Consider the following 20,440-nt stretch of genomic DNA (forward strand, 5'->3'; position numbering starts at 1 on the left):
GCGCCGGCCCTGATCAGAACTTCACGTTGTAGCGGCCCTTCAGGTCCAGCTTGGCGCGTGCCTCGTCCGGCGTCGCCACTTCCAGGTTCAGCGCTTCCAGAATGGAGCGGATGCGTTCGACCTGCACGCGGTTGGACTCCGCCAGTTGGCCGGGGCCGATCCACAATGAATCCTCCAGCCCCACACGCACGTTGGAACCCATTGCCGCGCCAATGGTGGCCAGCGGCATCTGATTGCGGCCCGCACCCAGAATCGACCATTCGTAATCATTGCCAAACAGCCGGTCGGCCGTGCGCTTCATGTGCATCAGGTCTTCCGGATGCGGACCAATGCCGCCCAGGATGCCGAATACCGATTGAATGAACGGCGGCGACTTCACCAGCCCACGGTCCACGAAGTGCGCCAGGTTGTACAGGTGGCTGATGTCGTAGCACTCGAACTCGAAGCGCGTGCCGTTGGCGTTGCCCAGCGTCAGGATGGATTCGATGTCCTGATAGGTATTGCGGAATATCAGCGACCGGCTGTTCTCCAGGTGTTCCCGCTCCCAGTCATGCTTGAAGTCCTGGAAGCGATCCAGCATCGGGAACAGGCCGAAGTTCATCGACCCCATGTTCAGCGACGCCAGCTCGGGCTGGAAGGTCGTGGCCGGGCGCATGCGCTCTTCCACCGTCATGTGCGGACTGCCGCCGGTCGTGATGTTGATGATGGCGTCGGTCTCGTTCTTGATCCGTTCCAGGAACGGCTTGAACAGCGCCGGGTCTTGGGACGGCTTGCCCGTCTGCGGGTCGCGCGCGTGCAAGTGCAGCACCGCTGCCCCCGCCTTGGCGGCGCCGATGGCGGCTTCCGCGATTTCATCGGCGGTGACCGGCAGGTGCGGCGACATGCTGGGCGTGTGGATGGCGCCCGTCACGGCGCAGGTGATGACGACTTTCTGTTTGGGCTTAGCCATTGTTGTCTCCGTTGTCTTGCTTGTGGCGCATCAGGCGCATCAGTTTTTCATCGCGCCAGAAGCGGCGCTTGGCAAGGTCTTCCTGCGGCAGCAGGCTGCGGCGTTCTTCCGACAACGCATCCACCAGCGCGCCATCCCAGGCCACGCATTCGCCTTGAGTGGCGCCGATGGATTGGTACAGGCCGCCATAGCGGGCGCAGTAGTCGGCAATGCCGCCGGGCGCATTCAGGTCGATGGTCTCGAACGGCCCCATGAACGACCAGCGTAAACCCAGGCCGTCCTTCACGGTGACGTCGATGTCCTCCGCGCTGGCAATACCTTCACTGGCCAGCCGGAAGGCTTCATGCAACAGGGCGCCCTGCAAGCGGTTCAAGATGAAGCCTTCGATTTCTCGGCGTACCAACACCGGCTTCTGACCAATGGCCGTCATGACTTCATTGGCGGTTTCCAGCGCCTGGGGACTGGTCCAGGCGGCGGGACACAGCTCGACGACCGGGATCAGGTACGGCGGGTTGACCGGGTGCGCCACCAGGCAACGGTGGCGCCCGGGCAGATGGTCGGTGAACTGGCTGGCCGGGATGCTGGAAGTAGAGCTGCCGATGACCGCGTCGGGTTCGGCCACCGCGTCCAGCGCTGAGAACAGCGCGCGCTTGATCTCTATCTTTTCCGGCGAGTTTTCCTGGATGTAGCAAGCGCCTTTGACCGCATCGGCCAGGCTGTCCGCCGCGCACACCCGTTCGATGATGGTGTCTGCACCCGTCAACAGTCCCTGTGCTTCCAGTTCGCGCAGTTGTTGCAGGATCAGCGTGCGCGCTTCGGCCAGCATGGCTGCGTTGACGTCATACAAACGCACGTCCCAGCCTTTGCGGGCGAACACGATGGCCCACCCTTGGCCGATCAGCCCCGTTCCGATGATGGCGGCGCAACGCGCCGGGGAGCCGGCGTCCATCAGTAGAGCTTCTGCGTGAAGCCATCCACGACGATGGCTTGCCCGGTGACGCTGCGGGCGGCTTCGCTGGCGTTGAACAGCACCATGTTGGCGATGTCGCGCGCCGTGACCATCCGGCCCAGCACGGCCTGGTTTTCATACTGCGCGGCAATCTCATCCACTGGACGGCCCAGCGTGTCGGCCTTGGCGGCAATGACGGCGCGGATGCGCGGGCCTTCGACGGCGCCGGGCAGGATCGCGTTGACGCGGATACCATGCGGCCCCAATTCGATCGCCAGTGACTTGGTGAACCCGATCACCGCCCATTTGGACGCGGAATACACCGACCGGCCAGCAAAGCCCAGATGGCCAGCGGCGGACGACAGGTTGATCATCACCCCGGCCTTGGACGCCTTCAGCATGCCAATGGCCTGACGCGCGCACAGGAACTGCCCCGTGATGTTCACGGCCAGGGTGCGGTCCCAATCCGCCTTGGACAACGTTTCGACGTAGCCAGTCGGCCCCGCCACGCCCGCGTTGTTGATCAGGATGTCCAGCCCGCCCAGCTTCTGCTTGACTGCGGCGAAGAGCGCGCCCACGCTGTCCTCGTCGGACACGTCGGCCATGGCCGTGTGCACGCCGGGCAGCTCCGATGGCAGTGCGGCCAGGCGCGCTTCATTCACGTCGCAGACAAACACCGTGGCGCCGGCATGGTGAAACACCTTGGCCATTTCCAGGCCCAGACCATCCGCGCCGGCGGTGATCAGGACCCGTTTTCCGGCGAAATCGACTTCCTCGAACATGCTGTTGTCTCCTGGATTTTATGGAAAAGCACGTGTTTTATGATATACGATATATGATTAAAGCAGGTGTTTTCTAGCGTCCGCCAGCGCACCGCCATCGACCTTGATGGTTCAACCGCCTGGCGAAATATTGCGGTTAGTTTCGCCCTTTATCGGCCGCTAAGGCTTTATTCATGCGGCTTTAGGGAATTCCCCGATTCGGCCTGCTGCGCCCCCCACTAGAATCCAAGGCGGGGGTTTCGTACCTGCCCGGCACATATATCATATATTTAAAAAAGACGGACACCACAAAAAACAGTCCGCATCCCATACCGACAAAGGAGCGTAGACAGTGTTCAAGTTCAATAAGATTATTTTGGCGCTGGGCGTGTGCGGCGCACTGGCAAGCGGCACCGCAGCGGCCGACATGAAAGTGGGCGCCCTCTTCCCGTTCAGCGGCGCGCTTGCGCTCCTGGGGCAAGAGAGCTATCGCGGCCTGGAACTGGCCGTGAACGAAATCAACGCCGCGGGCGGCGTCAACGGAGAGAAGATCGAAATCATCAAGGCGGACGCCGTGGATCCGACGCAGGCCGTGTCGGAAACCAAGCGCCTGATCTCGGCGAACGTGGTGGGCGTGTTCGGCAGCTACGCATCGGGCATTTCGTATGCGGCGTCGCCCGTGACGGAACTGGCCGGCGTGCCGTACTTTGAACTGGGCGCCACCGCCCACAAGATCACCACGCGCGGCTACAAGTACCTGTTCCGCAGCAACCCCAACACGGCGCTGTATGGCGTGTCGGTGGTGAATGCGCTGCACGACACGATTGCCCCGGGCATGGGGTTGAACCCCAAGGACATCAAGATCGGCATCATCCACGAAGACGGGCCTTATGGCACCGACGTGGCGGCCACCGAGAAGAAGCGTGCACAGGAACTGGGATACACGGTGGCCGAAGTGCTGCCCTATTCGGCCAAGACGGTGGACCTGTCGTCCCTGATCCTGCGCCTGAAGGGGGCCAAGGTCGACGTGGTGCTGCAAACGGCCTACCAGAACGACGCCATCCTGTACTTCAGCCAGGCGCGTGCCGCAGGCTTCAAGCCCAAGGTCGTGATCGGCGCGGGCGGCGGCTATTCGCTGGCCGATACCGCCAAGGCGGTGGGCGCCGACATGAACGGCGTGTTCGACCTGGACTTCCCCCAGTCGTCCATCAATCCGGCCGGAGCGCCTGGGCTGGACAAGTTCCTGGAAGCCTACAAGGCCACCTACAAGAGCGACCCGCAATCGGGCCACAGCTTGACCAACTACGTCGGCGCCAAGGCCTTCTTTGAAGCCATCGGCAACGCCAAATCCACGGACAAGGACAAGATCCGCGCCGCGGTGCTGGCCTACAAGAAACCTGCTGGCCAGACCGCCAACGGGTGGGCCTTCGAGTTTGGAGAAGACGGCCAGAACAATGCATCCACGTTCTACGTGATGCAGTGGCAAGACGGCAAGCTCGTCACCATCGCACCCAGCAACCTCGCACTTGGCAAGCCCATCTTCAAGAAATAAGCGCGACGCCAGTGATCAGGCGCTCGGGGGCGCCTGACGTTTCCCGGGTCTTGCGCGCCCTGGCGCGGCCGCACATCACGCGGCGGCGCCAGGGCCGCATCCCGCTCTAAGAGGTTGCACCATGGATATATTCATTCAACTGGTCATCAATGGCCTGTTGCTGGGCGGCGCGTACACCATCATCAGCCTTGGGCTGACCTTGATCTTCGGCGTGGTGCGCGTTGTGAACTTCGCGCATGGCGAATTCCTGATGATCGGGATGTACCTGGTCTATCTGATCGCCGCGCAATTCGGCGTCCATCCGTACCTGGGCCTGGTTCCCGTTGCCGTCATTCTGTTCGCGCTGGGTGCGCTGACGCAGAAAGGCATCATCCAGCCCCTGCTGAACGCTGATCAGCACATCCAGATTTTCGCCACGGTGGGCGTGTCCACCATCTTGCTGAACCTGGCACTGGTGATCTTCGGCGCCAACGTGTATCGCGCGCCGGTGGATCTGGGCACGAACGCGATCGACGTGGGTAACTATTCGATGGTGACGGGCCAGTTGATCACCTTTGTGGTCGGCATCAGCCTGGCGGTATTACTGCATCTGTTCATGCATCGCACCTATCTGGGACGCGCACTACGCGCCGTGGCACAGCATCGCTATGCCGCCACCCTGATGGGCGTGAACGTCAACAACGTCTACGCCATCGCCTTCGGCCTGGGCACGGCGTTCGTCGGCATCGCCGCGGGCTTGCTGGCGCCGCAGTATCCGGTGTTTCCCACCGTGGGCACCTACTTTGTGCTGACGGCGTTTGTGATCGTGGTGCTAGGCGGCCTGGGCAGCCTGTACGGCGCCGTCGCGGGCTCCATGATCATCGGCATCGTGGATACGCTGGCCGGCTATTACATCGCCCCCGACCTGAAAGAGGTCGTGTATTTCGGGATCTTCCTCTTGATCCTTGTCCTGCGTCCGAACGGCCTGTTCGGCGTCGGCACAGAGTGATCAGAGCCACAAGGAGCGAGACGTGTTTCCCGATTTTCGACACCCCAAAGCCTACGTCAGCCTGATTCTGCTGATCGTCATGTTCATCGTGCCCGCCGTCATGGGCACGCCCTTCTGGACCAACCTTTTCGTCCTGCTGTTCGTCTTTGCATCCCTGTCCGTCGCCTGGAACATCGTGGGCGGCTACGCGGGACAGCTATCGCTGGGCCATGCGGTCTTCTATGGCATCGGCGGCTACACGGCCACGCTGCTGACCCAGAACTTCGGCATTTCACCGTGGTTCGGCATGCTGGCCGGCGCGATGATATCGGCGGCCGTCGCCGTTCTGATCAGCTATCCGACGCTGCGGCTGCGTGGCCCCTTCTTCGCATTGGCCACCATCGCCATCCTGGAAGTGGTGCGGCTGCTGGTCATCCACGAAGAAAGCTGGACGGGCGGCTCCAGCGGCATCAGCCTGCCGCTCAACATCGGCTGGGCGTGGATTGTGTTCCGCGAAAAGCTCAACTACGTGATCATCGCGTTCGGACTGTTCCTGTTCGTGACGTGGGTGTCCTGGTATGTCCGCAAGTCGCGCATCGGCCACTACCTGATCGCCATCCGTGAACGCGAGGACGCGGCGCTGGCCGTGGGAATTCCGACCGTGCGCGTGAAGATCATCGCGGCGGTCGTTTCGGCCATGCTGACCAGCATCATCGGCACCTTCCACATCACCTACCTGACCTTCGTGGACCCCAGCTCGGCGTTTTCGCTGGAACTGTCGATCCAGGTGGCCATGTTCGCGTTGATCGGCGGGCTGGGGACGGTGGCCGGCCCGATCGCAGGCACCTTCCTGGTGTTGCCGATTGCGGAACTGGCGCGCGGCTGGTTGTCCAGCGTGGGCAACGGCATGCACGGTTTGATCTATGGCTTGATCCTGGTGGCCGTGGTGCTGACCATCCCGCGTGGCCTGGCCGGCGCATTTGGCCCCGCCATCGAGCGTGGACTCGCGCGTCTGCCTTATCTGGGCACCCCTCGCAAGAAGCTCAAACTGGCGGACGAGCTCCGCCTGCACAATGCCACCCGTTCCGAACAACCCGTGCTTAAGGCTGACAAGCTGTTCAAGAGCTTTGGCGGCCTGCGTGCCACCAACGACGTGTCGCTGACGCTGCACCAGAACGAGATCCTGGGCATGATCGGGCCGAACGGCGCGGGCAAGACCACCGTGTTCAATCTGCTGTCGGGCTTTCTTTCCCCGGACAAGGGCGGGATTTCGATGCTGGACACGAACGGCAACTGGGTCACGTGCAAGACGCCAGATGAGTTCGCGCACAGGGGGCTGGGCCGCACGTTCCAGATCGCCAAGCCGTTCACTGGGCTGACGGTGCTTGAGAACATCATGCTGGGCGCCTTCATCCGCACGTCCAGCCGCGACGAGGCCGAGCAGATCGCGCTGAAGGTGGCCGAGCAGACCGACCTGGTGAAGTATCTGAACACCGAAGCCCGCAGCCTGACGGTGGGTGGCATGAAGCGGTTGGAGATCGCACGCGCATTGGCCATCAAGCCACGCATCCTGCTGCTGGACGAAGTGATGGCGGGGCTCAATCCCACCGATATCGAGAAGTCCATTCAGATGATCCGGCGCATCCGCGACTCAGGGGTATCGGTGCTGCTGATCGAACACATGATGCAGGCCACGATGGCGCTGTCCGACCGCATCATCGTCCTGAACGAAGGCGCGGTGCTGGTCAGCGGCGCTCCCAAGGACGTGGTTGAGAATCCCGCCGTCATCGAGGCCTATCTGGGCAAGGAGTACCAAGATGCTTAAGGTGTCGAACCTATCGTCGGGCTACGGCAAGAGCCAGGTGTTGAATGGCCTGAACTTCGAGGTCAACGCGGGCGAGATCGTCACCCTGATCGGCGCCAATGGCGCGGGCAAGACGACCACGCTGAAGACCCTGTGCGGCGTCATCCCCACGATGCAGGGCCGCGTCGAATTTGAAGGCCACGACCTGACCAACCGCAATCCCTATGACATCGTTGACGCCGGGATCACCATGATTCCCGAAGGCCGCCAGTTGTTCCCGCACTTCACGGTGAAGGACAACTTGCTGATGGGCTCCTACAAGCGCGCCGCGCGGCCCATCGTGCAGCGCAAGCTGGACGAGGTGCTGCGCATTTTCCCGCGCGTGAAAGAACGGCTGACGCAATACGCCGGATCACTGTCCGGCGGCGAACAACAAATGGTGGCCATCGCGCGCGGCATGATGGCCGACCCGAAACTGCTGGTGTTCGATGAACCGTCGCTGGGCTTGTCGCCGCTGCTGGTGCAGCAGATGTTCGACATCATCCGCGACGTCACCTCGCACGGCGTGACCGTGCTGCTGGTGGAGCAGAACGTCTTTCGCACCCTGCGGCTGGCGGATCGCGGCTATGTGCTGGAGAACGGCACGATCGTGCGCACGGGCACCGGCGCCGAACTGCTTAGCGACCCCCATGTGAAGAAGGCCTATCTGGGCCATTGATTACCAGGATCATCCTCTTATGTCCCTACGCTGCACATACATCGACCATGGCAAGGGCGGCTCGCCCGATTGCATGCGGATCGCCGAACGCGACATGGCCGCACCCACCGGCCGGCAGGTGCTGATCGAGGTGGCCTACGCCGGGGTCAACCGCCCCGACGTGCTGCAACGATCCGGCTCGTATCCGCCGCCGCCGGGCGCATCGCCCCATCTGGGGTTGGAAGTGTCCGGCGCCATCATCGCCGTCGGCCCGGACGTCACCGCCTGGAAGGTGGGCGACGCCGTTTGCGCGCTGACGCCGGGCGGCGGCTACGCCCAATACTGCCTGGCCGACGAACGCCACTGCCTGCCCGTGCCGCGCGGCATGGATCTGCTGTCGGCGGCCGCCATCCCGGAGAACTACTTCACGGTCTGGACCAATGTCTTTGACCGCGCCCGGCTGTCGGCCGGTGAAAAATTCCTGGTGCATGGCGGCTCCAGCGGCATCGGGCTGACCGCCATTCAACTGGCGCGCGCCTTCGGCGCCGAGATCTGGACCACCGTCGGCAATCAGGACAAGGCAGACGCCTGCTTGAAAGCCGGCGCGCATCACGCCTTGCTGTACCACGACACGGATTTCGAAGCCGATGTGCGCCAGGCCACCGACGGAGCGGGTGTGGACGTGATCCTGGACATGGTGGGCGGCGCCTACATCAACAAGAACATCCGCCTGCTGGCCGTCAATGGCCGGTTGGTGCAGATCGCCTTCCTGCAAGGCAGCAAGGCCGAAATCGACGCCTTGCCCATCATGACCAAGCGTCTACAGTTCACGGGGTCCACGCTGCGTCCGCGTTCGGACGACGACAAGGGCGCCATCGCCCGATCGCTGGCCGAGAAGGTGGTGCCGCTGATGGAGCAGGGGCAATGCCTGCCGCTGATCCATGAGGTGTTCCCGCTGGCCGACGCGCCCCGCGCGCATGCCCTGATGGAAAGCAGCAAGCACATTGGCAAGATCATGCTGAAGGTGCAGGCATGAGCGGCCGCTTCCAGGATCAGGTCGCCATCGTCACGGGCGCGGTGGGTGGCATTGGCTCGGCCATCGTCGAGGGCTTTCTGGCCGAAGGCGGCCGGGTCGGCCTGATTGATTTCAACTCGCAAGCCGGCCAGGCGTTCGAGAAGGAACTCCGAAAGCACGGCCACGACGTCACCTTCGTCCATGCCGATGTCGCGCATTACGACCAATGCCAGGCGGCTTACGACCGCATCACGTCTGAGCTTGGCGCGGCCACCATTCTGGTGAACAACGTCGGCATCTCGCCCAAGACAGACGGGCGCGCGCTGAAGGTCTGGGAAATGCCGCCAGGAGAATGGGACAACGTGGTGTCGGTGAACCTGAACAGCGTGTTCTACATGACGCACCTGGCGACGCCACACATGGTGAAGCAGCGCCAGGGCCGCGTGATCAACATGTCATCGGTGGCCGGCAAGGCTTACTGCGATATCGTGGCAGCGCACTACGCCGCCACCAAGGCCGGCCTGATCGGCCTGACGCGGCACTGGGCGGCCGAACTGGGCGAATACGACGTCACGGTGAACGCGCTGGCGCCAGGGCGCATCAGCACGCCGCTGTTGAAGAGCGTGCCCAAGGAGATCAATGATGCCGTGGCCCAGGTGACGGCGTTGCGCCGGCTGGGTACGCCCGAGGAAGTGGCTGATGCCTGCCTGTTCTTCGCTTCGGATCAGGCCAGGTTTGTCACCGGCCAGGTCTTGGACGTGGCCGGTGGGTGGTTGATGACTTGAGTGGCCCCGGGAGGGCTTGCTGAGTGATGGTTGCGGGCAACGATGATGGGTTGCCGGTGCCGCTGTGGGTTGCGGGCGCCGCTGTGGGTTGCGGGTGCCGATGATGGGTTGCGCGCGATACGCAGCGGTGTTCTTTCGCTGCTGGGTCTCGCGCTTCACCCATCCTACACGCCCAGGCGGTACACCACGGTGTCCAGGCGGCTGACGCCTGAGGCTTGGAACTTGGGTTCCTTGTCCAGGATGTCACGGCGGTCGATGATCACTGCGGGCGATACGCCCGCGAAGATTGCCTGCACCTCGGTATCCACCACCGAAAACGGGGGGCCGGCCATCTCTTCCTGCGGGTAGTCCAGCGTGATCAGCAAGCCCCGGCATGCGGGCGACAACTGCCCGTAGACATGGGTGACGTAGCTGGCGCGCATGGGCTCGGGCAAGGCGACCAGCGCCGCGCGGTCGTAGACGCCCACGCAGTGCGACAGCAGCTGTGAGTCCAGCTTGAAGATATCGCCGCAGATGATTTCGATATTGCCCGCCACGTAATGCTTGCCGTAGACGGATTCGTGCGTAACGGGCCGAAGCTCGTTCTCGGCAAAGAACTGGTCCACGGCGAGCTGAGAGAGTTCGACCCCCAGCACGGAGTGGCCCTGCGCCGCCAGCCAGACCATGTCCAGCGACTTGCCGCATAGCGGCACCAGCACCCGTCCACCCTTCGGTATGGCCAACGTGGGCCAGTACTTCTGCAAGAGCGGCGTAATTCGGGTTTGATGAAAATGCGTGCGCCCTTCGCGCCAGCGTTCCAACCAGAATTCTGCGTCCATATTTTGTCTGCTCCTCCTGTATTTCGGTTGCAAGCTCATCGCTTGTACCGGGCCGGCCGGGGCCCGGACGCCTTGGCGTCACCCAGCGTAGCGGGTATCGCCGCCGGCGCGCTTGATTCCGCGCAATCCGGTGCTGGGCATTGTAGTGCTCCCGAAATGGGTGACGCCGACGCTTGCGCCCGGTATGCTCTGAGGCAGCACGCCCTTCCCCCCAGGAACCGATGCCCGACGCCCAGCACCTCCAGGCCCTGCTTCTCCAGTGTGCGGACAAACGCGAATCCGCACTGGCGGAGATCTATCGCCTTGCGTCCCCGCATCTGTTTGCCCTTGCCAGACGTATGTTGAGAGACCAGGCCGCCGCTGAAGACGTGCTGCAAGAGTGTTTCGTGTCGATCTGGCGTCAAGCCGGGCAGTATCAGGCCGGGCAAAGCCAGCCGATGACATGGATGACCCGCATCGTCAGGAACCGGTGCATCGACCGCCTGCGACGCCCCGATATCGAGGTGCCGGACCCGGACGATACGCTGACGCTGGCGATGGCCGACGACAGTCCCGGCCCGCTTGCCCGTCTGGAAACCAGCCAGGAAGGCCGTCGCCTGGCCGATTGCATGGGCCAGCTGGAAGGCCCGCAGCGCGTTGCGATTGCCATGGCGTTTTTTGACGATCTGGCGCATCCCGATATCGCGCAGCGCCTGGATACGCCGCTGGGAACGATTAAGAGCTGGATACGCCGTGGCATGCAACGGCTGAAAAGGTGCTTGGAATGAACTACCGCCACCCCGAACTGCAAGATCGCCTGGCCGCCGAGTACGTGCTGGGTGGTCTGCGCGCGGGTGCCCGGCGCCGGTTCGTCCAACTGATGCGTGATGATGCGGGCTTGCGCCGGGCCGTGACTGACTGGGAAGACCGGCTGCTGCCGCTGGCCATGGCCCTGCCTCCTGAAACACCTCCGGCGCATGTCTGGAAGGCCATTGCCGCCCAGATCGCGCCCGCCGCAGGTCCCGCGGCAGCCTCGACGCGCGCCTCCGCCGGGCGCGGCCTGTCTTGGTGGCGCACGCTTTCCGCCGGTCTGGCCACCGCCGTGGTCGTGCTGGCTTTCCTGATGCTCAAACCCACGATCGTCCCTCAGGAGGTGCGTACCGTCGCCGTGCTGTCTGGCGAGAAGGCCCCTGGCGCGCTGGTCCTGAATACGCTGCCTGACAAGGGCTTGTCCGTGCAGCCCATGCAAGACCTGGTGGCGCTGGCCGATGGCCGCGCGCTGGAGTTGTGGGCGATATCGCCGGGCAAGGCGCCACGTTCGTTGGGCCTGGTCCTGCCGGGCCAGACCACCGTGCTGACCCCGCGCCAGTTGCCCGTGCAAGGCGATACGGTCGCCGTCACGCTGGAGCCGGCCGGCGGTGCGCCCAACGGCGTGCCAACAGGCCCGATCGTTCTTAGTGGCAAGGTCATCTGACCAGGGTTAGTCCCTAGAAAATAAACGCATCCAATCGCAGGCCAGCCTCGTATCTCCTCATGACGGCCAAACAAAAGGAGATCGTCATGAAATTGCTAGCCTCGATTGCCATTGCCTGCTCTGCCCTGACCCTGTCGCCCACTTACGCGGCTGACGTCATGGTTGGCGGCCAAGCGATGATGCCCTCGAAAAATATCGTGGCAAACGCGGTGAATTCCGCGGACCACACCACCCTGGTCGCGGCGGTAAAAGCCGCAGGCCTGGTGGATACGCTGCAAGGCAAGGGTCCATTCACGGTCTTCGCGCCGACCAACGCCGCGTTCGGCAAGCTGCCAGCCGGCACGGTCGACACCCTGGTCAAACCCGAAAACAAAGCAACGCTGACCAAGATCCTGACCTATCACGTCGTGCCCGGGAAGCTGGACTTCGACGCGCTGGCGGCCAAGATCAAGAAGGGCGGCGGCTCCACCGAATTGACCACCGCCAGCGGCGGCAAGCTGTGGGTGATGATGAATGGCAAGCACAACCTGACCCTGAAGGACGAAAAGGGCGGCATGTCCACCATCAGCACGTATGACGTCTACCAATCCAACGGCGTGATTCACGTCATCGATACGGTGCTGATGCCAAAGTGATGATGGGCGGCAACGCCCGCCCCCAAAGCCTGGCGCTTGCGCCGGGCTTTTTACCGTGCACGGCACTTCCGGTATCGTAGGGCCCACCCCCGCCCTTCCTGGAAACGCCGCCCTCATGCTTGCGATCCTTCGCCGCCGTTTGCTTTCCCTGGTGCTGTGCTCGCCGCTTGTGGCCCTGGCACCGTCCGCACTCCATGCGCAGGACGCATCCCAGCTGGACCACGCCTACCAATCCGAGTTGAAGGCGGAAAACGACGCCTTGCGCGCGCGCATCCAGCACATGCCACCCGACATGCAGACGTTGAATGCGCAAGTCTCGGCGGCGCTGCGCGCGGGCGACCGGCAGGAAGCACAACGCTTGGCCGAAGCGATGGAAGGCAAAGATCCTCGCAACGCCGACATCAAATTGTTCCTGGGCAAGCTGCAAGGCCAACAAGGCAATTCGGCTGCCGCGCTGGACCTGATCGACCAGTCCATCAAACTGAATCCCGACAACAAGTGGGCGTACATCAACAAGGCGGGCGTACTGGCCGAACGTTCGGATCTGCCCCGCGCGCTGGCGGCCACAAGAGAACTGACGCAACGCTTTCCCGACTGGAGCATCGGCTACAACCTACAGGCATCCTTGCTGGACAGCATGGACCGTGAGGCCGAAGCACTGGAGACCTATCAGAAGGGCGTGCGCGCCAAGCCTGCCAGCGCATTGGTCCTGACCAACCTGGGCAATCTACAGCGTCGGCAAGGCCGCCTGACCGACGCCCGCCTGTCCTACGAAGCGGCGCTGCGCGTGCAGCCGGGCTATGCCCTGGCTGAATCCGCACTAGCCAGCATGCCGCAATAGGCCACATGGCACACCCCATGAAACGCCGTCCGCTACTGCTGAGCTTGGGCCTGGGCTTGCTGATGGCCGCACCGCTGCGCGCACTGGCCAGCGCTGATCGCAACGCGCTGATCCGGCAGGTGTACGCCATGCCGCCACAGAGCATCCCATATAACGCGCAGCACGCCGCGCTGATGCGTTTGCTGCGTGTGCAATGGATGCCGGTCGAATCCGGTGCTCCAGGCATTGATTTCGAGCAACCGCTGCTAGGCGGCCGCGATACGCTGGCCATCGCTCGCAATGCATTGAAGACGTCCGACGACGCGCTGGTGCTGCGGCGCATGGCCGAACTCTGCCGGTGGGTGCCGCGCTACGTGGCGTCATTGGGCGCACTTGCACCCGGCCAATACGCCGTGCCCGCCGAGATGAAAGAGGCCTTTGGCTTTCCGGAAAGCGGCGTGGATGCGCTGGGCCGCTTCACCCTGCGCCCCCAGCATCTGACCTTGCTGCGCGCCGCCGTCTGGCATGAAGCAGGCCCGAGCGAACTGGAAGCCGTGCTGCGCGAAGGCGAACGCTTCTGGCCCATGCCGTATATCGACGGCAAGCGCCCCTATGGCAACGCCAGCTATATCCAGGTCGACATGGCCGCGTTGCTGGGCGAGCCCTATCCCCTGGACGCCAAGGGCTACGCGATCACTGCCCCCGCCAAGGATGCCCGGCTAGCGAAGCTGCATCATGAAACGCTGGCGGCCTTGCAGGTGTTCCTGGCCCATGCTTCCGCCGGCAAATCCACGCGGTCAGGACACCCTAGGCGCGGCGGATGAAGCTGCGGACGTCATCGGCAATGGGCACGACCGCCAGCAACGTCAACAGCAGCGCCAGCGGCCAGGTCGAGCCAAAGCCAAAGTGGAAGAAGGAATAGGCGCCCGTCACGCCGCCCACGAAGAACAGGCTGACCATCAGGCTCAGCACAATCAGCTTGCCTCGGTCGGCGCGCACGGGTGGCATGGTCTGGGCATCCCCCTTGGCCACGTTCCAGTAGAACAACTTGCCCAGTTCGATGCCGATATCAGTCACCATGCCCGTCACGTGCGTGGTGCGGATTTCAGATCGGGACACCTTGGTGATCATCGCGTTTTGCAGGCCCATGATGTAGCACAGCAGCATGACCGTGCCGGGCACGTAGAACCAGCGCAACGTCTCCAGATTGGCCCCCAGCAAGCCGAACCCCAGCAATAGCCCCGCTTCGAGCAATAGCGGCAAGGCGTATTCGCTGCTCAGGTGGGAACGGCGCCCGAAGTTGATGAGGAAGGCGGAACTGGCCGCGCCAGCCAGAAACGACAGCAGTGCCGCCACGCCCTGCAATACCACCACCACGCCGCCAAGCGCCATATGGTCGGCCATCATCGAGACAATGCCCGACATGTGCGAGGTGTATTGCTGGACGGCCAAGAAGCCGCCGGCATTGACGGCACCAGCGGTGAAGGTCAGGAAATAGGCCAAATGCCGATTGGCCTGGGGGCTACGGCTGACAGCCGTCAGCCGGCGCAAATACGGAATGGTCACGCGAGTCCCTTGAAGACAAGAATGCGCGCACTGCGAAGTGTCTGCCATTCTAGTCGCCATCCAGGCCAGCCGGCGGGTCGGGAATCAGCAGACAGGGAAATACGCGGCAACCCGTCGCCCCGCCACGGAGACATGCCGCGTCACCATGAAAACTCCCGCAGATTGGTGACACGTTCGGCCAAGCCGTCTGCGCCCAGATAGTGGCCCAGCTTGCCGACGCGCACGCGGCGCAGGTCTTCCTGATAGGAGTTGGCCATGGAGTCGCGGGCTTCGGCAAACGCAGCGGCGATGCCGGCGCCGCCCGCTTGCGCGATCAGCCGTGCGGCCTCGGGCGCCCCGCACGCCACGCAGCGGGCCATGGCCAGGCCATCGGCCACGGCGCCGTGCGCCAGCAACAGCGCCACCAGGTCGGTCGGCGGCTTGCGGTCAATGCGATGGATCGCGGTGTCGCTGACAGGCGACCCCGCTTCCAACAGCGCTTGGGCCACGGCATAGGCATGCTGCATCAAGGCCACGTCCACCGGCCCGGCGCTGCCGCGCAACGGCTGATCGAAACGCATGCCCTGGTGCGCCAATTGGCGCACCAGGGCCGCATCGTCGTTGGCTACCGCGTGTTGCAAAGCCAGATTGGCCAAGCGCGGCGTTGCCGTAATATCGCCCGCCGCCAACGGGCCACGCCAATCGACCAGGGCACGCCGATAAAACGCGATCAGCTTGTCCGCCAGCGCTTGGGGCAGCCCATGCTCAGACACCCGTTCGTCCACGTATTCCAGCACTCGCACACCCGGGCTATCCACGTCCGTCTCCGGATCTGTTTCCAGACAAAGCGCCGCGAATGCGCTGGGCAGGTCAGGAGCAATGGTCGCAATGCCGTCCTGCTGCAAGGCATGCGTCCAACCCGGCAAGCCCTGCTTCCACGCCACGACGCTGCCCGCGCGAGGGCCGGGTTCCATTGCCAGATAGATGCGGTCGCAGTATTCAAATCCGCCGATTGGCAGATAGCGCAACTTGCCGTTCCAGGTCTGGCCGTCTTCCTTGGCGGCTTCGTCGGCGCATTCCTGTTCGTGTTCGATCCAGCCTTGCAGATCGCGGTAGTGGTCGCTGCCGTCGTAGAACAATTCGGCCCAACTCAGGGCCTCTTCGTTGCCGTCCATCCGGGCGCGCAGGTCGTAGGCCAGTTCGCCCCCTGCGGTCAGTCGCCACAGGTCCCGCAGCGCCAGCGGCAGCGGGCCTTCGCACGCCGCTTCGATCTGGGCGATGCGTGCATCGGACAAGGGGGGCTGGGCGTCGATCAGGACTCGATCGGCGAACAACACGATGCCATGCGCTCGCAACGCCTGCTGCTCACTGGCAGTAAAGCCACCATTCATGGTCAACCTTCGGTATGTATGATCTGGTGCGATTCTACTGGCCCGTCCAGCACTGACCGCCGCAGTGACTACGCAGCGCCCGACTCGCTCAGCTGCTTGCGACGGAATTCCCCCTGGCGCACGTGCATCCAGCCCGGATACTCGGGCGGCAGCGCACTCACCTTGTCGAGAGCAGCCAATTCCTCTTGCGTCAGCTTGATGGCGGTGGCCGCCAGGTTGTCGTCCAGCTGATCGACGCGCTTGGCGCCGATGATGACGCTGGTCACCACCTGCTGATGCAGCAGCCAGGCCAACGCCACCTGCGCGACGGACACGCCGCGCGCATCGGCGACCGTTTTCAGGGCATCGATGCTGTCGTAGGCGCGGTCCCGGTCTACCGGCGGAAAGTCGAAGGCGGCACGGCGGCTGCCAGCTTCGGCAGAGCCGTCGCGGCCATATTTGCCACTAAGCAGGCCACCCGCCAACGGGCTCCAGACCATCAAGCCCACGCCTTCGCTTTGCAACATGGGCACCAGTTCGCGTTCCAGATCGCGGCCCGCGATCGTGTAATAGGCTTGCAGCGATTCAAACCGCGCCAGGCCCAGGCGTTCGGCAATGCCCAGCGCCTTCATGATTTGCCACGCGGCCCAGTTGGAAACGCCCACGTATCGCACATGGCCTTGCTGCACCAGGGTGTCCAGCGCGCGCACGGTTTCCTCGACGGGCGTGGCCGGGTCGAAACCGTGGATCTGGTAGAGGTCGATATGATCCAGCTGCAAGCGCGACAGGCTCTTCTTCACACTGTCCAGGATATGGAAGCGCGAGTTGCCGCGCGCATTCACGCCCGCCCCGGTCTGGCCAAAGACCTTGGTGGCGATGACCACGTCGTCGCGCGCCACGTTCAGGTCACGCAGCGCCTGGCCGGTGATGATTTCCGACCGGCCTTCCGAGTACACGTCCGCGGTGTCGATGAAATTGACGCCGGCATCCAAGGCCCGGCCCACCAGGCGGTTCGCGTCCTCTTGTTGCAAGCTGCCGATCTTGCTCCACAGCTCGCCTTCGCCGCCAAAGGTCATGGTGCCCAGGCAGAGTTCCGAGACGAACAGGCCGGTACTGCCAAATTTCTTGTATCGCATGATTGCACTCCTTCTGGGGCAGCCGGCCCATGCGCCCCAGGATGGGACACCAGACGCTTGCTTGCCGGGGGTGCGAACAGTATGCGTCGGACCAGCCGTCCGCGCGCTGCTTGATCCTGCCCTTTTTTTGCCTGATTCTCTGGCACGGGCCCCAGAGAATCAGGCATGCGCACGATCCTACAAACTTTTTGCCCATTTCTCCACACCCCGGAATGGCGACTGTCCAGCATGCCTTTTCCAGGCATACACTGGAGTCCGCCTAATTCTCTGCTGCGCCGCGGATTGTCGCGCGCGGGCCGCACGCCTTCTGGAGCCTCCATGCCTATTACTACCGTACGACCGGGAGACTCCGTCAGCACCGCCCCTCTGGACATTGCCTACGAACCGGCCCGCCGCGAACTACTTTGCACGCTGGACCGGATGACGGGCGACTTGGAAGGGTCGCTGGATACACCGATCGAAGGCTTATATCTACACCGCCTGTCGCAACCCACGGGCGCCAAGCCCGCCTTGCAGAAGGCCGCGCTGGCGGTCATTGCCCAAGGTTCCAAGCGCGTGCTGATCGGCGACGAAAGCTACGAGTACGACCCCTTCCATTACCTGATTTCGTCCGTGGACCTGCCGGTGGTGGCCAAGGTGTCGATCGCCAGCTCCACGCTGCCCTATCTTGGCCTGCGGCTGGACTTGAATCCGGAAGAGATCGCGGAACTGATCAGCGACGAGAATCTGCCGCCGCTGCTGCCCGCCGAGGCATCGCGCGCGCTGTGCGTGAATCCGCTGGGCGGCTCCCTGCTGGATGTCATCCTGCGCCTGTTGCGCTTGTTGGACACGCCACGCGACATCCCGATCCTGGCGCCCATGGTCAAGCGCGAACTGCTGTACCGCCTACTGATGAACGGCCAGGGCGTAGTGCTGCGCCAAACGGTGCTACAGGACAGCCAGCTCAACCGCGTGGCCAAGGCCATCCGCATCCTGCGCGACAACTATGCCCAGCCGCTGCGCGTGGAAGAGATCGCCCGTGACGTACACATGAGCGTGTCGTCGCTGCACCACCACTTCAAGCAAGCCACCGCCATGAGCCCGTTGCAGTATCAGAAGCATCTTCGGCTGCAAGAAGCGCGCCGCCTGATGCTGAGCGACGACACCGGCGTGGCGTTGGCAGCGCACGCCGTGGGCTACGAAAGTTCATCCCAATTCAGCCGGGAATACAGCCGCCTGTTCGGCACGCCGCCGCTGCGCGACAAGCAGCGCTGGAAAGAGGAATCGGCGGGCACGCCGGCCTGATCCCCAGGCAACCCCCACAGGCTTTCCGCTTGAGGACGTGACGGGCGTTATATGCTCGTCGCTACGTCCCACTATCAGAACAGCGGAAAGTCCATGCATGACTTGAATGATCTCTATTACTTTGTCCAGGTCGTCCGAAATGGCGGCTTCGCGCCGGCCGGGCGCGCGCTGGACATTCCAAAATCCCGTCTTAGCCGCCGTATCGCTCTGCTGGAAGACCGCCTGGGCGTGCGCTTGATCCAGCGCTCCACCCGTACGTTCGCCGTCACCGAACTGGGCCAGGAGTACTTCGACCAATGCCTGTCGATGCTGGCGGGGGCCGAAGCCGCGCAAGATGTCATCGACCGCACCCACGCCGAGCCCCAAGGCACGATCCGCATGAGCGCGCCCCCCGCGCTGATCTACTACTTCCTGGGCGATGTCGTCGCGCGCTTCATGGAAAAGTGCCCGAAGGTGCACATTTACCTGAAGAGTTTTTCCCGGTCGGTCGACGTGCTGCGCGAAGGCTTCGACCTGGCGGTGCGCGTGCGCTTCGGCCCCATTGAAAGCAGCGATTTGGTGATGAAGCACCTGGGCATCAGCTGCCAGAGCCTGGTGGCCAGCCCGGCCCTGGCGCGCACCCTGCCCCCCAACGCCGACATCAATCACATCAGCGCATTGCCCACCCTGGCGCTGGGCACCGAGCAGCGGGAATGCCTGTGGCGCCTGGATGGCCCCGACGGCGCCCGGCAAAACGTGCCGTTCACGCCTCGGCTGGTCACGGACGACATGCTGGCGCTCAAGCAAGCCACGTTGCGCGGCGTGGGCGTCGCCGCATTGCCCCTGATGATGATCCGCGACGAACTGAACGCCGGTACGTTGGTGCCGCTGGGAGCCCCCTGGTATCCAGAACCGGGCGCTGTCCATGCCGTCTTCCCCTCTCGGCGCGGATTGTTGCCAGCGGTACGCGAACTTCTGGATTTCATGAACACGGAGTACCGTGAAAACGCCCGGCACGAATACGACACCCAACTGCGCCACGGCATTCCAAACCCGAAGCACGGCCCCTCAGTGTCCGATTTATAGAACGCTGAGACGCGAAAACTCCGTCTACCGATGTTATTGGCTTGTATTTAGAATTCTGTTCATGCACTCACGTGTTCAACCCGCGCAAACACCGCGCACCACGACCTGACGACATAACGGAGCAAACCATGACCAAACCCTATGTGAAGCTGGACAAGAACGAAGCCGCCGTCCTGCTGGTTGACCACCAGGCCGGCCTGCTTTCCCTGGTGCGCGATTTCCAACCCGATCAATTCAAGAACAACGTGTTGGCCCTGGCCGATCTGGCCGAATACTTCAAGCTGCCCACGATCCTGACGACGAGTTTCGAGGATGGCCCCAACGGCCCGCTGGTCCAGGAACTGAAGGACAAATTCCCCAAGGCCCCCTACATCGCCCGCCCCGGCAACATCAATGCCTGGGACAACGAAGACTTCGTCAAGGCCGTCAAGGCCACCGGCAAGAAGCAATTGATCATCGCCGGCGTGGTCACCGAAGTGTGCGTCGCCTTCCCCGCCCTGTCGGCCCTGGAAGAAGGCTTCGACGTGTTCGTCGTGACGGATGCCTCGGGCACCTTCAACGAAGTCACCCGCAACGCCGCCTGGAGCCGCATGGAGCAAGCCGGCGCGCAACTGATGTCGTGGTTCGGCGTGGCATGCGAACTGCACCGCGACTGGCGCAATGACGTGGAAGGCTTGGGCACGCTGTTCGCCAACCACATCCCCGACTACCGCAACCTGATGGCGTCGTATTCCGCCAACCGCGCTGCCAAGTAAGGCACACCTGCCCCCTCTTGCAGGCCGGATGAAAAATATTTGCATCCGGCCTGCATCCAACGTGGCCTCCCGCGTGTAGT

The 20,440-nt window shown here is 63.3% G+C and carries 20 protein-coding genes and 1 pseudogene; 14 read left to right on the forward strand and 7 right to left on the reverse strand.

Annotation, left to right across the window (positions count from 1 at the left end; all coding sequences use genetic code 11):
• Positions 1-13 precede the first annotated feature (13 nt).
• Genes kce through HV753_RS30895 form a run of 3 tightly spaced genes read right to left on the reverse strand, consistent with a single transcriptional unit; the run spans position 14 to position 2,680 of the window.
• Positions 14-949 (reverse strand): 3,5-dioxohexanoate:acetyl-CoA acetone transferase, encoded by a 936-nt coding sequence (gene kce / locus HV753_RS30885; RefSeq protein WP_175178382.1) that lies wholly within the window; start codon positions 947-949, stop codon positions 14-16.
• The gene (locus HV753_RS30890) at positions 942-1,898 is read right to left on the reverse strand and encodes a 3-hydroxyacyl-CoA dehydrogenase (RefSeq protein WP_175178383.1); all 957 of its coding nucleotides are present in this window, start codon (positions 1,896-1,898) and stop codon (positions 942-944) included. Before HV753_RS30890 ends, kce begins: the two co-directional genes overlap by 8 nt.
• On the reverse strand, positions 1,898-2,680 hold the full coding sequence (locus HV753_RS30895) for an SDR family oxidoreductase (protein WP_175178384.1): 783 nt from the start codon (positions 2,678-2,680) through the stop codon (positions 1,898-1,900). The genes HV753_RS30890 and HV753_RS30895 overlap by 1 nt, the downstream gene beginning before the upstream one ends.
• Before the next feature lie 331 nt (positions 2,681-3,011).
• Here HV753_RS30895 and HV753_RS30900 point away from each other — a divergent pair, with 331 nt between their 5' ends.
• The 6 genes from HV753_RS30900 (at position 3,012) to HV753_RS30925 (ending at position 9,479) form a co-directional block, all read left to right on the forward strand.
• Positions 3,012-4,211, forward strand: a complete 1,200-nt coding sequence (locus HV753_RS30900) for an ABC transporter substrate-binding protein (RefSeq protein WP_175178385.1) — start codon at positions 3,012-3,014, stop codon at positions 4,209-4,211.
• A gap of 121 nt (positions 4,212-4,332) precedes the next feature.
• Positions 4,333-5,199: a branched-chain amino acid ABC transporter permease gene (locus tag HV753_RS30905; protein WP_175178386.1), complete on the forward strand. Its 867-nt coding sequence runs from the start codon at positions 4,333-4,335 to the stop codon at positions 5,197-5,199.
• A gap of 22 nt (positions 5,200-5,221) precedes the next feature.
• The gene (locus tag HV753_RS30910) at positions 5,222-7,003 is read left to right on the forward strand and encodes a branched-chain amino acid ABC transporter ATP-binding protein/permease (protein ID WP_175178387.1); all 1,782 of its coding nucleotides are present in this window, start codon (positions 5,222-5,224) and stop codon (positions 7,001-7,003) included.
• Positions 6,996-7,700 carry an ABC transporter ATP-binding protein gene (locus HV753_RS30915; RefSeq protein WP_175178388.1) on the forward strand — a complete coding sequence of 235 codons (705 nt, stop codon included), beginning with the start codon at positions 6,996-6,998 and terminating at the stop codon, positions 7,698-7,700. Before HV753_RS30910 ends, HV753_RS30915 begins: the two co-directional genes overlap by 8 nt.
• Before the next feature lie 19 nt (positions 7,701-7,719).
• Entirely contained in the window at positions 7,720-8,715 is a 996-nt protein-coding gene (locus HV753_RS30920) for an NAD(P)H-quinone oxidoreductase (protein WP_175178389.1), read from the forward strand.
• Positions 8,712-9,479 (forward strand): SDR family oxidoreductase, encoded by a 768-nt coding sequence (locus tag HV753_RS30925; protein ID WP_175178390.1) that lies wholly within the window; start codon positions 8,712-8,714, stop codon positions 9,477-9,479. Before HV753_RS30920 ends, HV753_RS30925 begins: the two co-directional genes overlap by 4 nt.
• 164 nt (positions 9,480-9,643) lie before the next feature.
• Here the strand turns inward: HV753_RS30925 and HV753_RS30930 are convergent, their stop codons facing one another.
• Positions 9,644-10,297: a thiopurine S-methyltransferase gene (locus HV753_RS30930; protein ID WP_175178391.1), complete on the reverse strand. Its 654-nt coding sequence runs from the start codon at positions 10,295-10,297 to the stop codon at positions 9,644-9,646.
• A 221-nt stretch (positions 10,298-10,518) separates the two neighbouring features.
• Here HV753_RS30930 and HV753_RS30935 point away from each other — a divergent pair, with 221 nt between their 5' ends.
• From HV753_RS30935 to HV753_RS30955, 5 genes are all read left to right on the forward strand, one after another.
• A complete protein-coding gene (locus HV753_RS30935) occupies positions 10,519-11,064 on the forward strand; it encodes a sigma-70 family RNA polymerase sigma factor (protein WP_175178392.1) in 546 nt (181 codons plus the stop codon).
• Positions 11,061-11,750, forward strand: a complete 690-nt coding sequence (locus HV753_RS30940; protein WP_175178393.1) for an anti-sigma factor — start codon at positions 11,061-11,063, stop codon at positions 11,748-11,750. The genes HV753_RS30935 and HV753_RS30940 overlap by 4 nt, the downstream gene beginning before the upstream one ends.
• 86 nt (positions 11,751-11,836) lie before the next feature.
• Positions 11,837-12,385 (forward strand): fasciclin domain-containing protein, encoded by a 549-nt coding sequence (locus HV753_RS30945; RefSeq protein ID WP_175178394.1) that lies wholly within the window; start codon positions 11,837-11,839, stop codon positions 12,383-12,385.
• Positions 12,386-12,500: 115 nt separating this feature from the next.
• Positions 12,501-13,226 (forward strand): tetratricopeptide repeat protein, encoded by a 726-nt coding sequence (locus HV753_RS30950; protein WP_175178395.1) that lies wholly within the window; start codon positions 12,501-12,503, stop codon positions 13,224-13,226.
• A 17-nt stretch (positions 13,227-13,243) separates the two neighbouring features.
• Positions 13,244-14,029: a hypothetical protein gene (locus HV753_RS30955; protein WP_175178396.1), complete on the forward strand. Its 786-nt coding sequence runs from the start codon at positions 13,244-13,246 to the stop codon at positions 14,027-14,029.
• Between the two features lie 4 nt (positions 14,030-14,033).
• Here HV753_RS30955 and HV753_RS30960 read toward each other — a convergent pair.
• The 3 genes and pseudogenes from HV753_RS30960 to HV753_RS30970 form a co-directional block, all read right to left on the reverse strand.
• Positions 14,034-14,771 (reverse strand): annotated as a pseudogene (locus HV753_RS30960) (YoaK family protein); the annotation flags it as partial.
• A gap of 140 nt (positions 14,772-14,911) precedes the next feature.
• Entirely contained in the window at positions 14,912-16,141 is a 1,230-nt protein-coding gene (locus HV753_RS30965; RefSeq protein ID WP_175178398.1) for an SMI1/KNR4 family protein, read from the reverse strand.
• A gap of 68 nt (positions 16,142-16,209) precedes the next feature.
• Positions 16,210-17,256, reverse strand: a complete 1,047-nt coding sequence (locus HV753_RS30970; protein ID WP_175178399.1) for an aldo/keto reductase — start codon at positions 17,254-17,256, stop codon at positions 16,210-16,212.
• A 318-nt stretch (positions 17,257-17,574) separates the two neighbouring features.
• Between HV753_RS30970 and HV753_RS30975 the strand changes: the two genes are divergently transcribed.
• The 3 genes from HV753_RS30975 to ycaC all read left to right on the forward strand — a co-directional run bounded on the left by HV753_RS30975 (position 17,575) and on the right by ycaC (position 20,360).
• Positions 17,575-18,540, forward strand: coding sequence for an AraC family transcriptional regulator (locus tag HV753_RS30975; protein WP_175178400.1), 966 nt, complete (start codon positions 17,575-17,577; stop codon positions 18,538-18,540).
• A 93-nt stretch (positions 18,541-18,633) separates the two neighbouring features.
• Positions 18,634-19,605: a LysR substrate-binding domain-containing protein gene (locus tag HV753_RS30980; RefSeq protein WP_175178401.1), complete on the forward strand. Its 972-nt coding sequence runs from the start codon at positions 18,634-18,636 to the stop codon at positions 19,603-19,605.
• A gap of 128 nt (positions 19,606-19,733) precedes the next feature.
• Complete coding sequence (ycaC, locus tag HV753_RS30985) at positions 19,734-20,360, forward strand: isochorismate family cysteine hydrolase YcaC (RefSeq protein ID WP_105558014.1); 627 nt, start codon at positions 19,734-19,736, stop codon at positions 20,358-20,360.
• Positions 20,361-20,440 lie beyond the last annotated feature (80 nt).

Origin of the sequence: Achromobacter pestifer (assembly GCF_902859625.1) — a bacterium.
Taxonomy (GTDB): domain Bacteria; phylum Pseudomonadota; class Gammaproteobacteria; order Burkholderiales; family Burkholderiaceae_B; genus Achromobacter; species Achromobacter pestifer.